This is a genomic window from Devosia riboflavina (assembly GCF_000743575.1).
In the GTDB taxonomy this organism is placed as follows: domain Bacteria; phylum Pseudomonadota; class Alphaproteobacteria; order Rhizobiales; family Devosiaceae; genus Devosia; species Devosia riboflavina.
Genome location: NZ_JQGC01000007.1, coordinates 81,289 through 94,470 on the forward strand (window position 1 = coordinate 81,289; position 13,182 = coordinate 94,470).

14 protein-coding genes are annotated in these 13,182 nt (G+C 60.7%); 11 read left to right on the forward strand and 3 right to left on the reverse strand.

Features of this window, described 5'->3' with window-relative positions:
• Positions 1-54: 54 nt before the first annotated feature.
• Complete coding sequence (locus JP75_RS09555; protein WP_035082274.1) at positions 55-1,794, reverse strand: ABC transporter substrate-binding protein; 1,740 nt, start codon at positions 1,792-1,794, stop codon at positions 55-57.
• 306 nt (positions 1,795-2,100) lie between these two features.
• Between JP75_RS09555 and JP75_RS09560 the strand changes: the two genes are divergently transcribed.
• From JP75_RS09560 to JP75_RS09575, 4 genes are all read left to right on the forward strand, one after another.
• Positions 2,101-3,351 carry a metal-dependent hydrolase family protein gene (locus JP75_RS09560; protein ID WP_035082276.1) on the forward strand — a complete coding sequence of 417 codons (1,251 nt, stop codon included), beginning with the start codon at positions 2,101-2,103 and terminating at the stop codon, positions 3,349-3,351.
• A 33-nt stretch (positions 3,352-3,384) separates the two neighbouring features.
• Positions 3,385-5,454: a S9 family peptidase gene (locus tag JP75_RS09565; protein WP_035082278.1), complete on the forward strand. Its 2,070-nt coding sequence runs from the start codon at positions 3,385-3,387 to the stop codon at positions 5,452-5,454.
• Between the two features lie 455 nt (positions 5,455-5,909).
• Positions 5,910-6,176, forward strand: a complete 267-nt coding sequence (locus JP75_RS09570; protein ID WP_035082280.1) for a hypothetical protein — start codon at positions 5,910-5,912, stop codon at positions 6,174-6,176.
• A 231-nt stretch (positions 6,177-6,407) separates the two neighbouring features.
• Positions 6,408-6,623 (forward strand): cold-shock protein, encoded by a 216-nt coding sequence (locus tag JP75_RS09575; RefSeq protein ID WP_035082282.1) that lies wholly within the window; start codon positions 6,408-6,410, stop codon positions 6,621-6,623.
• A 611-nt stretch (positions 6,624-7,234) separates the two neighbouring features.
• Here JP75_RS09575 and JP75_RS09585 read toward each other — a convergent pair.
• Positions 7,235-7,510 carry a copper uptake system-associated protein gene (locus tag JP75_RS09585; protein ID WP_051960553.1) on the reverse strand — a complete coding sequence of 92 codons (276 nt, stop codon included), beginning with the start codon at positions 7,508-7,510 and terminating at the stop codon, positions 7,235-7,237.
• A 542-nt stretch (positions 7,511-8,052) separates the two neighbouring features.
• On the reverse strand, positions 8,053-8,571 hold the full coding sequence (locus JP75_RS09595; RefSeq protein WP_035082288.1) for a DUF6428 family protein: 519 nt from the start codon (positions 8,569-8,571) through the stop codon (positions 8,053-8,055).
• A 41-nt stretch (positions 8,572-8,612) separates the two neighbouring features.
• Here JP75_RS09595 and JP75_RS09600 point away from each other — a divergent pair, with 41 nt between their 5' ends.
• The 7 genes from JP75_RS09600 to JP75_RS09630 are packed head-to-tail and all read left to right on the forward strand — an operon-like array spanning position 8,613 to position 13,178.
• Complete coding sequence (locus JP75_RS09600) at positions 8,613-8,987, forward strand: ArsR/SmtB family transcription factor (protein ID WP_035082290.1); 375 nt, start codon at positions 8,613-8,615, stop codon at positions 8,985-8,987.
• Positions 8,977-9,507, forward strand: coding sequence for an arsenate reductase ArsC (locus tag JP75_RS09605; RefSeq protein ID WP_035082292.1), 531 nt, complete (start codon positions 8,977-8,979; stop codon positions 9,505-9,507). The genes JP75_RS09600 and JP75_RS09605 overlap by 11 nt, the downstream gene beginning before the upstream one ends.
• The gene (locus tag JP75_RS09610; RefSeq protein ID WP_035082294.1) at positions 9,504-10,199 is read left to right on the forward strand and encodes an aquaporin; all 696 of its coding nucleotides are present in this window, start codon (positions 9,504-9,506) and stop codon (positions 10,197-10,199) included. Before JP75_RS09605 ends, JP75_RS09610 begins: the two co-directional genes overlap by 4 nt.
• The gene (arsC, locus tag JP75_RS09615) at positions 10,196-10,618 is read left to right on the forward strand and encodes an arsenate reductase (glutaredoxin) (RefSeq protein ID WP_035082296.1); all 423 of its coding nucleotides are present in this window, start codon (positions 10,196-10,198) and stop codon (positions 10,616-10,618) included. Before JP75_RS09610 ends, arsC begins: the two co-directional genes overlap by 4 nt.
• A complete protein-coding gene (gene arsH, locus JP75_RS09620) occupies positions 10,575-11,318 on the forward strand; it encodes an arsenical resistance protein ArsH (RefSeq protein WP_035082298.1) in 744 nt (247 codons plus the stop codon). The genes arsC and arsH overlap by 44 nt, the downstream gene beginning before the upstream one ends.
• Before the next feature lie 6 nt (positions 11,319-11,324).
• Positions 11,325-12,542 carry an arsenite efflux MFS transporter ArsK gene (gene arsK, locus JP75_RS09625; RefSeq protein WP_035082300.1) on the forward strand — a complete coding sequence of 406 codons (1,218 nt, stop codon included), beginning with the start codon at positions 11,325-11,327 and terminating at the stop codon, positions 12,540-12,542.
• A 27-nt stretch (positions 12,543-12,569) separates the two neighbouring features.
• Entirely contained in the window at positions 12,570-13,178 is a 609-nt protein-coding gene (locus tag JP75_RS09630; protein ID WP_051960554.1) for a LysE family translocator, read from the forward strand.
• Positions 13,179-13,182 lie beyond the last annotated feature (4 nt).

Below are 13,182 nucleotides of genomic sequence, written 5' to 3' on the forward strand. Positions count from 1 at the left end.
ATGGGGCCGGTATGAGGAGGCCGGACATGCCGGCCTCCGTCGAATTCACTGAGCTCAGCGGCTCAGCCAGACATTGGTCCAGTCGCCATTGCCACCAGCGGCATAGGGCAGGAAGTTCTGAACGGCGATGCCATGGTAGAGAACCGTGGTCTGAGAGATCAGCGGCACGGTCGGGGGATCGGCCATGACGATCTCGTCGACCTCGTTCCAGAGCTTCGCCGCCTCCGCCAGGTCGGACGTGGCCAGCGCGCGGGCGGCGACTTCGTTGGCGGCCTCGTTGTTGTAGTCCGAGAAGTTGAAGGTGCCGTGGGTGCCGTCATAGGTATATTGCGGCTGGAAGATGGAGCGCGCGGCCCCGCCCGGCCAATCTGGCGACCAGCCCGATGGCACCAAGTCCCACACGCCATTGAGGGCGTTGTCGAAATTGGTGATCAGGCGCGGATAGAAGTCGGAAGCTGGGGTCGGTACCAGCTCGATCTTGAAGCCGGCGGCTTCAAGACTTGCCTGCAGCACCTGGGCTTCGGCGGCGCCATTTCCGGCATTCCGGAACGGCATTTTCAGCGACAGGCCATCGGGGTAGCCGGCTTCGGCCAGCAGTTCCTTGGCCTTGGCGATATCGCCTTCGCTGTTATTGGTCGGATAGGGCGCGAAATCGTGGTGGCCCAGGATGCCGAGCGGGAAGATGCCGTTGAGCGGGGTGGCGAATTCCGGCCCACCCAGCTGCTGCACGATTGCCGCCTTGTTGACAGCATAGTTCAGCGCCTGGCGCACCAGCGGATTGCGTAGGGCGCCGTCATTGTTCTCGGAGACGGTGTTGATCCAGATCATGCGCGAGGAACCCTCGGCCAGCGTCGAGATCTTATCGTCGCCCTGCATGCTCAGCATCTGCACCGTTACCGGCGGAACATTGATGTCATAGAGCATGTCGCCGTCGCCGGACTGCAATTGCTGCATGGCGGCGTCCGGCTGCACGCCGGCAATCACCTCGATCCTGTCGACATAGGCCTTGCGCAGCGGATCGCTTTCCGCCTGCCAGGCGGGATTGCGAACCAGGGTGATCTGCGTGTCCGGTACATAGGCTTCGATCGTATAGGGACCGTTCGAAATGTAGTTCTCGCGGTATTCCGGGCTATCCGGCAGGTAGTCGAGCACTTCCACCGGCGCAGGTGTGGTGACTGGCAGGGTCAGCAGATAGATGAAGTCATTGGCCGCATATTTCAGCCGGAAGACGACGGTGTCGTCCGACGGCGTTTCGATGCCTGCAACGTCGCCTGCCTCGATATAGGCCTTCATCGCTTCCACGGTGGGTTCTACATCGGCAAAGCCTGCGCAGAAATCGGCAAAGCCGACTATCAGGTCTTCAAAATAGGAAACCGCCGGGGCCGGAAGGGACGGGTTGCAAAGACGCATAAAGCCGCGTTCCACGTCGCCTGCAACGATCTGGCGCGGACCATCCGGGGCATCCCAATTGGCGCCCTGACGCAGCTTGAACGTATAGGTCAGGCCCTCGTCGGTCGGAACAGGCACGCTGTCTGCAAGGTCGGCCTGTGGCGCGATCTGCTCGTCGGGATCGGTGGACGCGGCGAAATTGATCAACTGCCGCGTCGTCGCACGAAAGAAGCTCCCGGTATCAGCGGTTGCCGGTGGCACCGTGTCAAACCGGTCTACTTCGGCCGTGCCCAGAACGCGCAATGTGCCGCCGGTCTGGGCTTCCTGTGCAAAAGATCCTGCGGAACTCATCAAGGCGAGCGTCAGCCCGGCCAAGGCCATCTTGGCAGATGTCCGATGTGTCATTTTTTCCCTTTCTGCCAATCCGGCAGTTCCCTTCAACCCGACGATTCCCCGGCAATGCTTCCCCTAAAGCCCGAAAATCGATGTCTGAGCATTTGATCAAACGATAGGATACTAGAAGGCGATTTGCTGCCCTGTCAACGACCCCAGCTGTGCAAAGCCTCGTTGAGGCACTTGGAAAAGCACGAAAAGGGAAGCTTGTGATTTTTTGATCAAACGACTTTACAGCCGCAGACGATGCCGACACATTAACGCCGAAAACTGGCTGGTCGCAGCCGGTAGGCACCTGTTCGGCCGGAGGAAAATACCATGGCAGCCATCGCTTTCATCAATGCCACGCTCTTTGACGGGCGCAGCGACGAGGCCATTCCGGGCATGAACGTTCTTGTCGTCGATGGCCGTATCGAGGCCGTCACCGACCATTCGATTTCCGGCAAGGGTGTCACCGAATATGACGTTGGCGGGCGTACCCTGATGCCTGGCCTCATCGACGCCCATGCCCATGTTTTCGCGATCAATCTTGTCGCTGAGCACGACCGCAATATTCCACTGACCGAGATGACGGCCCGTGCCGTGCCCCGTATCCGAAAGATGCTCGACCGCGGCTTTACCAGCGTTCGCGATGTGGCCGGCGGCGATGTCGGCATCCGTAACGCCATCGCCCAGGGCTACATTCCTGGCCCGCGGCTGTTCGTCGGCGGCCCGGCGCTAAGCCAGATTGGCGGCCACGGCGACCATCGCAGTTCGACCGATGAAAGCCTCGACATCGATCTCAATTCAAGCGCCTTCTACTTCACCTGTCGCATTGTCGAGGGCACCGACAATCTCCGCAGCGTCGTGCGCAACGAGCTGCGCAAGGGTGCGGACCATATCAAGGTGCTGGCTTCCGGCGGCGTCGGCTCGCCCAATGATGCCATCGAAATCCCGCAATATAGCGAAGAGGAACTCCGCACTGTCGTGCGGGAAGCTGCTGTGCGCGGCAAATATGTCTGCGCTCATGCCTATGAAAGCGCCGCCATCGCCCATTCGATCCGCGCCGGCGTGCGCACCATCGAGCATGCCAACCTGATCAATGCTGAGACCGCCGCCATGGTCGCCGCCGCCGACGCCTTTGTCGTACCGACCCTCGTCGCCTACGAGGTCACTGCCCAGCATGGCGAGCGGCTGGGCCTGTCGCCCTATGTCATGCAGAAGCTCAACATGGTCAACGATGCCGGCATCGTCATGCTGGGCCTCTGCGAAGATGCCGGCGTAAAACTCGGCTTCGGCACCGACCTCATGGGCGACATGGAATTCGCCCAGCTGCAGGAACTGACCATTCGTGCCCGCGTGCAGCGCCCGGTGGACGTGCTCAAGTCGGCGACCTCCGTCAATGCTGAGATCGTTCAGCGCTCCGGTGACCTGGGCGTCATCGCGCCCGGCGCCATTGCCGACATTCTCGTTGTCGACGGCGACCCGCTCAAGGACATTTCCGTGCTCACCGACCCGGAAAAGAACCTGCGCCTGATCATGAAGGACGGCGAAATCTACAAGACCGATCTCAATCCCAAATCGGCCTAGTTCTACACACTGCCCATTCATCGAGAAACGTCCATGTCCATCGAGCCTTCTATCGCCCCCCTGACCTTTGAAACGCTCTACAGTGAGCCCAGCATCATCGGCACATTGCCGGTGGTCGCTCGCTGGTCGGCGGATGGCAATAGCCTCGGATTCCTCTGGAATGATGCCGGGCATACATTTCGCGATATCTGGATCTGGGAGAAGGTTGCAAAGACCCGGCGCCCCCTGACCCATCTCGGCATCGGTCGTACCAGCGGTGAGCCCACCGGGATTTCCGAACTGGCCTGGTTGAGCGAAGGCCGCGTGGCCTTCGTTCTGCAGGGGCAGCTCTACCTTGTCAGCAAGGACGGCATTGTTTCGCCGCTTGCCATTGGTACGCAGGGCGTTAGCGCCATTGCCGCCTCTATCGATGGCACAGCGCTGGCCTTCCTGTCCGGCAATGCACTCATGACGGTCGCCGCCGACGTCGCGGCGCAACCAAAGACCCTGGTGGTCGGCTCGAAATTCGTTGGTGTCGAGTCCTTCCAGTGGGCCGCCGATGGGAGCCTCGTCTTCGTCGAGGCCGACGACACCAATACCCGCAAGATCGAGATCCCCTACGATTCTCACGGCGAGGCGCGCAAAGACCGCTTCGTGCGCTCCTTCCCAGGTGATCTCCTCACACGCCGTCGCGTCGGCCGCGTCCAGTCCGATGGTGGCGCTGTGTCCTGGTTCGATCGACCCGACGCCGAAGACGCCATCTGGGGCTATGGTGTCTCCCCCGATGGCAACGCGCTCTTCATCAGCAGCAGCGATCTGTCGATCAAGAACCACACCATCTTCATGTTCGACACGCGCAGCGGCGCCCGCAGCGTCTTTTATGCGGCGCACGATCCGGTCAAAATTCGCCCCGATTGGCAGGTGGCGTTCGCGCCCGACGGCAAGGGTCTGATCGTCCTCACCGATCGCGATGGCTATAATCACCTTCATCGTCTGCCGGGGCAGGGCGCCGCACTTCAGCCGATCACTTCGGGCGCCTGGGAAATCGCCGAATTCTCCCTCGATGCGTCCGCTAGCAAGATTTACTTCATTGCCAACGAAGCGCACCCAGCCGAGCGCCACATCTATTCCGTCGCTCTGACTGGCGGCGCCGTGACGCGTCTGACCGGACCTACCGGCATCCACGTCCCCACCTATGCCCCGGATTTCAGCGCCTTCGCAGATCTCTTCAGCGACGACATGACCCCGCCCGAATATTTCGTGCAGTTCTTGGACGGCGCGACTGAACCGATGCAGGTGACGCACTCGCCTTTGCCGGCCTTTGCGCAAAGGCGCTGGGCGGATGTGCGCTACATCCCGTATAAAAGCCATGTCGATGGCGCCGAACTCATGGCGCGCGTCACGCTGCCACCTGATTTCCAGCCAGATGGCACCCACCCGATGGTGGTCGGATCGGTCTATTCCGATGGCCTTCTCAACCAATGGGGCGGCCGTGCGGCCCACCCGAGCTGGGGCATCGACCAATACCTCGCCTCCCGCGGCTTCGTCGTGGTGAGCCCGGAAATCCGTGGCAGCTTCGGCCGTGGGCGCGATTGGAACCGCGCGATGCTGAACAGCTACGGCACCCAGGACATCGAAGACATCGCCGATTGCGTCACGACCCTGATCGGCCTCGGCTATGCCGATCCCAAGCGCGTGGGACTCTGGGGCTCCAGCTATGGCGGCCTGATGACGCTCATGTCCCTATTCAAGAAGCCAGGCTTTTACGCCGCCGGTTTCGCCGGGGCGCCGGCCACTAATGTCTGGCACGCCTATCCCGAACAGGGCTGGATCATGGGCCTCACCGGAGGTCAGGACTATATCGAGCGCTACCGCGCCCAGTCCGCGCTTTTCCACAGTGCAGGATTGGCGGATGCCTTGACCATACTCCACGGCACTAAAGATGAAGTCGTGCTCTATGCCGACACAATGGCGCTGGTCGAAAAACTCATCAGCCAAGGCAAGAGCTTCGAACTCGTCACTCTGCCGGGCACCGGCCACGCCTGGGCCAAGCAGGACCGCACACTCACCCGCTTTGCCTATGGTAAACTGGCGGCGTTTTTTGAACGGCACTTGAAGTCTTAGTTACGTTTATGCTTGTCGGTGGAATGGTAAAGTGCATTTGGTTTGGTCACTCTGTAGGCGGGGATCGCCAGACCGAGCTATTCGCATCTACTGGTGGGCAACGGCAGCTTTGTGATTTCGGCAACTGCGCTTTAATGGCACGAATGGTGCGCGTTTCAGATAGGCCGCCTTCTACCCCCATTCGTTCGTTGGGATCGGAGTTGCCGGATGCCCCAAGCCGCCGTCTTCCGGCTCATCATCGGCATGGGGCGATCTGGCAAAAGCCTGACCGTTGGAGCCGAATTTTGCCTAGCCGTTCGGGAACGTGAGCGTGAGCCTTAGATAAGCCTCGAACCGGCAATACTGTTGCTACACGCGTTTCATACGCCTTTGGCCTCCGGCTCTAGCTCCGTTTCCCATAGATCATGAACGTTGCGCCCCGCGGCGCTCGACCCCGCGTGATCAAAGGACACGTTATGACCGACTACAATGCTTCGGCAGAGTTGTACCCTGGTAGACACTACAAGCATCTCCGCGTTGCTCGGTATCAGCGCTTTCCCTCACTCGCAGAAGCCGTTCAGTACGCGATCGAACAGTTGCCCCTTAACGTACAGCCGAGTTCCCTGGTGGAAAGCGATGAGGTTCGCTACGACGGTGGCGCCATTCGCCAACTCTATTTTTCGGATGACTATCCCTTGCGGAGGGCTTTTGCCAACAGACCGGCTACGGGTGGCACTGGTTGACAGCGGAGAGAACGGGTGGGCCGGTTAGATGAGCAGGTCTCATGCCTTGTTCCGAACACCGTTAGATGCAATAAGTTCACCATACGTTTTCAGCCGCACTCGGCTCGCTGCTTGCTGGCGCCTTTCCAGCCCTTAGCTCTCTGATCTGTTTTGCGAACGTTTTAGACCTCTGAGCATGTTGCTCTGGGGAACTGCTCGCTTGCATTTGCTCCGAGCTATAAGGAAATTCCCATGTCCAGACTGAACGGTACCGTCAAGTTTTTCAACGCCACCAAGGGCTTTGGTTTCATCACCCCGGAAAGCGGCGGCAAGGACCACTTTGTCCACGTCTCGGCCGTTCAGAACTCGGGCGTCGATGGCCTCTACGAGAATGACAAACTCAGCTACGATGTAGAGTCCGGCCGCGATGGTCGTGAATCCGCGATCAACCTGATCCTTGAGAAGTAAATCTGCCTTTATTGGCAAGGTTTTGGAGGTCGCCCTTTGGGCGACCTTTTTTGTTCTAAAGGTAGCCCCGAGCTCCGGTCTAAGTACGGGGAGGGTAAGACTGGGTGATGGCAGTCAGCTCACAGCCGGTTACGGCCCGGCCGTCAATCCAGACGCGGACCAATTCGACCTCTGCAGTTGGAATGAACTTAAGGATCCATTCGCGAGCTTCCCGGACGGTGTCGAAAGCACGGTTAGAAAACGCGCTGAAATGCGTAGAAGTATCAAGTTTCAAGTGGTCTATGCGGATTGTCATGGCCCGTTCATATACGGCAATACGGGCTATTGAGAGGCGGCGTGGACGGCTCCCAGCGAGTTTGGGCTTGCCATCCTCATGCCCGCAAGGCAGCGTTTTGCTTTACGGGCTTTAGTGGCGTAGGGTTGGGCTTGAACACAAATAAGACAGCCCTGGAAAGGGCATTTGAACTCGCTAAAAGTGGCAAGTACGCCAACGTCTCGGACATCAAAAATGCCCTCTTGGCACCGACAGGCAAAACCTCTCACTACGGTCATTCTCACGACCATTGAAGTGGTGGATAGCCGGCCGCTTTGGCGGCCGGCCTGGCTCTACCCTAAATCAAGCTGTCATCGACGACCATCATGCCATCGAAGCTGTCATAGAGGCTGACCTGAGCGGCTGGCAGCATTGCCTCGGCATGTGCCAGCTGTGCCGCAAGGTCATCGGCGATATCGGCAGGCACACCGATCTTTTCGAGTTCAGCAGCGTCTCTCAATCCAGCACCGGCGCAAAGGTGAATACCCCATCCCTTGTCAGTCTTGCGCAGCAACGCACGACCGCCCATGCCGGCTTGCGCCCAGTCGCTGATCGCGTAGTCGCCAGCGATCACGACTGGGATATCTACGTCATGGTGGCGTTCGGTATAGTCGGGTTCATCCTGCGAGAAATGAAATACCCGATGGCTCCGCTGGTGCTGTGCATTATCCTCGGAGACCTGCTCGACCTCAACCTGCGACGAGGGTTGTTACTGACAAACGGAGACCCTAGCCCGTTCTTCACGCGACCGATCAGCGCCGTAATCTGTCTCGTCATTGTGCTCACCATCTTGATGTCCATCCCCGCGGTAGCGAAACGCGTCCGAGCAGTCTTTGGTCGTGGCAGGGTTGGCATCGAACCCTAGACGATTTTTGGGCCCGGCGACGTAGCCATTGAGGCGTTGGTAGAACGGCGAACCGGCCACTGTCGCCTGACTGCCCTACAAAAAGGCCAGCCCCTTAACGCTCACGAATTCGTTCCGGCGCCTCAACGTGGATTGCAGCTTTCGGGATAGCCGAATGCTTGTCTGGATGGCCGAATTTGGCGCATCGCTGCCTGGCCGTTGCCGACCCCAGAGCGGGCACTCACGGCGCCGCTAGAGCACCGGCGTCTGCCTTAACAGCACCCCCTGGTCTTGCTGGAAGGCGCGCTGCATGAAGCTGCCGCGGCCTCCTGCTCTGCACGATGACGCGGTTTACAGATGGCGGCTCGAACGCCTAGCGAGAGAACTGCTGCATCTTCCCCGATGGACAGGTGTGCAATGTCGAAGACCTGCATGGCCTCGCCAGGGCGCCCGATCTCGATCGTGAGCCTTGCGTCATGGTCGAGACGAACCTTATTTTCGACCTGTGCGAGGATCGCCCGGAATTTCCCTGCCGTCATCGCCCGACGATCATCATTAGCCGGGATATCCTCCACCTGCAGAACCGTCTCCTGCCACGCGTCGGGATTGCCGCCGCAGTCCAGGGTAACGAAGGAGCCGGCCTTCACTTCGGTGATGTGATAGCCGGCCTGAACGACACGCTCGCCATACTCGATGGAGAGCGGAAGCTCATCGCGGCCCGCCAATCGGGCGAGCACCGCACCAAGCGTGGATTCTACCTCAACGTAAGGGGGAGTTGCATGAGCGTTCATGTTCGGCTATCCATTGTTTCAATAATTATTGAGATATTGAGATGAAACTCGAAGAACCGCAAGCCCTGAATGCATTCGGCGCTTTGAGCCAGGAAACCCGCCTCCGCATGGTTCGGATTCTGGTGCAGGCAGGGCCGGAGGGAATGGCGGCTGGCGCCGTCGGCGAAGCCGTTGATGCGTCGTCATCCAGCGCCTCCTTCCATCTTGCCCACCTCGAGCGTGCCGGCCTGATCCAGTCCCGCCGCGAAAGCCGCTCGATCATCTACAGCGCCAATTTCGAAGGTTTATCCGGCCTCGTCGAATTTCTCATGCGCGACTGCTGCTCCGGCCATCCCGAGGTTTGCATGCCTGCAGCCGCCGTCGCCGCCGAATGCTGCACACCCGCCAACACCAAGGAGAACGCCTGTGCCTGCTGATCGCGTCTACAACGTCTTGTTCCTGTGCACCGGGAACTCCGCCCGCTCTATTCTTGGAGAAGCCCTGATCAATCACGTCGGCAACGGTCGCTTCCGTGGCTTCTCGGCCGGATCGATGCCGCGTGGCGAGGTGCACCCGATGACCCTTGCCACGTTGAAGAATGCGGGCATTTCTATCGAGGGCCTACGATCAAAAGCTTGGGACGAGTTCGCGATATCTGATGCCCCGAAAATGGATTTCGTCTTCACGGTCTGCGACAACGCAGCGGGCGAAGCCTGCCCGGTCTGGCCCGGCCAGCCCATGACTGCGCATTGGGGCATCGAAGACCCCGCTGCCGTTACCGGCCCGGAATTCAAACAGCAGGCCGCCTTCGAGGATGCGCTCACCTATCTGCGCAATCGTGTCGCCGCCTTCATGAGCCTGCCGCTCGAAAGCATCGACCGCATGGCCCTGACGTCAAAACTCCGCGGCATCGGCGCCATGGAAGGCAGCACGTCGAAGTCTGCCGGGGCAGCATGATCGATCTTTCCCGCCGCCTGACTGCCGAAGCACTCGGCACCGGGCTGCTGGTTGCGGCAGTGGTGGGTTCCGGCATCATGGCCGAGACCCTAAGCACCGATGTCGCGCTGGCACTGCTCGCCAATACCATCGCCACCGGCGCCATCCTCGTCGTGCTGATCAGCACGCTCGGGCCGATTTCGGGCGCCCATTTCAACCCGGCTGTGTCGCTGGTCTTTGCGCTGCGCCGAGAGCTGCCGGCGCGGGACGCAGGGCTTTATGCCCTGGTGCAGATCGTCGGCGGCGTGCTGGGAGCGATTGCTGCTCACGCCATGTTCGCTCTACCCCTCGTGCAGGCTTCGAGCACGATCAGGACTGGTGGCGCGCAGTGGTTCTCGGAGAGCGTCGCCGCTTTCGGGCTCGTAGCTATCATCCTCGCCGGCGTCCGTTTTGAACGGAAGGCAGTGCCCATGCTGGTCGGCCTCTACATCACGGCTGCATACTGGTTCACCGCGTCGACATCCTTCGCCAACCCGGCCGTCGCGATCGCGCGGTCCTTCACCGACACTTTTTCCGGCATTCGTCCGCTCGATCTGCCGGGCTTCATCCTCGCCCAGGTGGTTGGGGCGCTCGTGGCCCTTGCGCTGATGACCTGGCTGCTTCGCGTGCCCTCCGGCAGCGACCTCCCCATCAACCCGGAAGACCAATCATGACCGTTACGATCTATCACAACCCCGAATGCGGAACCTCCCGCAACACGTTGGCCATGATCCGGCAGAGCGGCGTCGAGCCCAGAGTGGTCGAATATCTCAAGAACCCGCCGAGCCGCGAACGCATCGTTGAACTGGTCTCCGCTGCCGGCATGGCGCTGCGCCAGGCCCTCCGCCAGAAGGACACACCCTATGAAGCGCTTGGCCTTGGCGACACCAGCCTGACCGACGACGCGCTGCTCGACGCAATCGGTCAGCACCCGGTTCTGCTCAATCGGCCCTTTGTCGAAACGCCGGTCGGCACGCGCCTTTGTCGGCCTTCCGAAGTGGTGCTCGACATTCTCGAAAACCCCGATATCGGGCCCTTCACCAAGGAAGATGGCGAGGTCATCATCGACGCCGAGGGCAAGCGCATTGTCTGATCTGCCCAATGTCGTTCCCGCCGCCTTCGAAGTGCCTGAGCTGGCGCGGCTGATCGCCCCGGAGCTTCAACACAAGCCGCGCATTCTGATGCTTTACGGCTCCTTGCGGGAACGCTCCTATAGTCTGCTCCTCACGCTTGAAGCCCAGCGGCTCCTCGAAAGCTTTGGCGCGGAAGTTCGGATTTTCCATCCACACGGCCTGCCTCTGCCCGGCGACGCGCCGGACGACCACCCGAAGGTGCAGGAATTGCGGGAAGCGATGGTCTGGTCCGAGGGCCAAGTGTGGACGAGCCCTGAGCGCCATGGTGCCATGAGTTCCGTACTGAAAGCCCAGATCGACTGGATACCGCTTCCGGGCGGCGCCATCCGGCCGACACAGGGGCGAACGCTTGCCGTGATGCAGGTTTCGGGCGGGTCGCAATCGTTTAATGCTGTCAACCAGATGCGTATTCTCGGCCGCTGGATGCGTATGGTGACGATCCCCAACCAAAGCTCTGTGGCCAAAGCCTTTCAGGAGTTTGAGCCCGACGGTCGCATGAAACCGTCATCCTTCTACGATAGGGTGGTGGACGTCATGGAAGAACTGGTCAAGTTCACGCTGATCAACCGTGGCGTTTCCGGCTACCTCACCTCCCGCTACAGCGAACGCAAAGAGGCCGCGACCAAACTCGAGGAGCGGGTCGGCCTCAAGGCGATCTGACACGACATGCCGAAATCGACCCCCTCCAACGCTGCTGCGATCTGGGCACTCGGTGTTACTCAGATCATCGGCTACGGGACGCTCTACTATAGCTTCTCTATCCTGGCGCCGGGTATTGCCGAGGAATTCGGTATTGCCGTCGAGTGGGTTTATGGGTCGATTTCCCTGGCGCTTCTGGCAGGTGGGCTGATCTCTCCTTATGCTGGCGGGCTCGCCGACAAACATGGCGCTGCCCTTGTGCTGTCGATCGGGTCGGTTGCCGCGGCGATCTCACTTGTCGTTTGTGGTCTTGCCGTCAATGCTTCGGCTTTTCTTGCCGGGCTGATCCTCGTCGAGCTCGCTTCGGCCTTTGTGCTCTATTCGACAGCGTTCGCGCTTCTGGCGCAGGCGACGGGACCGCAGGCGCAGCGCAGCATCACCTATCTGACGCTGATCGCCGGGTTTGCCTCGACAATCTTCTGGCCGCTGACGACCTGGATGCTGCAAGGATTGGACTGGCACCAGGTCTATTTCGTCTTTGCCGGCATGCATGCCCTCGTCTGTCTGCCGCTGCACCTTTGGCTCACGCGCTTTGCGCGCATGGCGGCCCAGAGGCCCGCAGAGAAAAGCCCGGTGCCGGCCATGGAAACGGGAGGCGCCAGCCATTCTACCTTCGTGCTGGTGGTGCTCGGCTTCTCGCTGGCCGGCTTTGTCTCGGCGGCTACGCTGTTTCATATCGTGCCGATGCTGGCCATGCTGGGGCTGGGCGGGAGTGGCGTTCTGGTCGCAACGCTTTTTGGGCCAGCACAGGTTGCCAGCCGCCTCGTCAATATGGCCTTTGGCAAGGACCTGCCGGCGCCAACGTTGGCGGTGATTTCTGCGGTGCTGATGCCGGCAGCGCTCACGGTGCTCGCCTTGACCGCGCCGGCGATCGGCGGTGCTGTCGCTTTTGCGATCATCTTTGGTCTTGGCAGTGGGCTCTTCAGCATCGTCTCCGGAACTTTGCCGCTGGCGCTCTTCGGCAAGGCGGGTTTTGGAAAGAGGCTGGGCTGGATTAGCCTTGGTCGACTCGGCGTTTCGGCAGTCGCACCATTCGCACTTTCGGTGGCGCTAGGCGCCATCGGGCCGAAGCCTTCGGTCTGGCTCTTGACGGCGGCAGGTCTGAGCTGCGTTGCTGTATTTGGTGAGATACTGAGGCGCTCGAGATCGAGCGCAACTCTTATCGTGTCTTCCCAGACCGTCTAGACCTGATTGCCGAACCCGAGGCCAATCATGCCCGACCTGCTTGGATTTGCCCTGGCCTCGCTGATCATCGAACTCACGCCAGGCCCGAACATGACCTATCTGGCCGTGCTCTCGGCGCGAGAAGGTCGGTCGGTTGGCTATATAGCAGTGGCAGGCGTAGCGCTTGGCCTCGCCATCATGGGAATTGCGGCAGCGCTTGGTCTCGCCACCCTGATCGGCGCGTCCCCTGCGCTTTTTGCAATCCTGCGCTGGGGCGGCGTGGCGTATCTCCTCTATCTGGCCTGGGACGCCTGGCGTGAAGCCGACCTGCCGCCCGAGCCCGTCGAGAGCAGCCGTTACTTCGTTCAGGGTCTCGTGACCAATCTGCTCAATCCCAAGGCAGCCTTGTTCTATGTGACTGTCATGCCCAACTTTCTGGCTGCGGGTGGCGACGGCCCGCTCTCCTGGACACTGCTGGCAGCGGTCTATGTGGGCGTCGCCACGCTGATCCATCTGGCGATTGTCACCGCCTCGGGCATGCTCGAACCGGTGCTGACGCGCGGCATGGGGCGGGTCGTGGTGTCGCGCGCCTTTGCGCTCGTCCTGGTCGGGGTTGCCGCATGGATGCTCTGGTCCACGCGGTCGAGCGGGGCCTGAGGGC

Coding starts and splice junctions, on each gene's coding strand:
- arsH (WP_035082298.1), top strand. CDS start 10,575: ATGGCGAGGTCATCATCGACGCCGAGGGCAAGCGCATTGTCTGATCTG.
- arsK (WP_035082300.1), top strand. CDS start 11,325: ATGCCGAAATCGACCCCCTCCAACGCTGCTGCGATCTGGGCACTCGGT.
- JP75_RS09570 (WP_035082280.1), top strand. CDS start 5,910: ATGACCGACTACAATGCTTCGGCAGAGTTGTACCCTGGTAGACACTAC.
- JP75_RS09555 (WP_035082274.1), bottom strand. CDS start 1,794: ATGACACATCGGACATCTGCCAAGATGGCCTTGGCCGGGCTGACGCTC.
- JP75_RS09595 (WP_035082288.1), bottom strand. CDS start 8,571: ATGAACGCTCATGCAACTCCCCCTTACGTTGAGGTAGAATCCACGCTT.
- JP75_RS09560 (WP_035082276.1), top strand. CDS start 2,101: ATGGCAGCCATCGCTTTCATCAATGCCACGCTCTTTGACGGGCGCAGC.
- JP75_RS09575 (WP_035082282.1), top strand. CDS start 6,408: ATGTCCAGACTGAACGGTACCGTCAAGTTTTTCAACGCCACCAAGGGC.
- JP75_RS09600 (WP_035082290.1), top strand. CDS start 8,613: ATGAAACTCGAAGAACCGCAAGCCCTGAATGCATTCGGCGCTTTGAGC.
- JP75_RS09565 (WP_035082278.1), top strand. CDS start 3,385: ATGTCCATCGAGCCTTCTATCGCCCCCCTGACCTTTGAAACGCTCTAC.
- arsC (WP_035082296.1), top strand. CDS start 10,196: ATGACCGTTACGATCTATCACAACCCCGAATGCGGAACCTCCCGCAAC.
- JP75_RS09610 (WP_035082294.1), top strand. CDS start 9,504: ATGATCGATCTTTCCCGCCGCCTGACTGCCGAAGCACTCGGCACCGGG.
- JP75_RS09630 (WP_051960554.1), top strand. CDS start 12,570: ATGCCCGACCTGCTTGGATTTGCCCTGGCCTCGCTGATCATCGAACTC.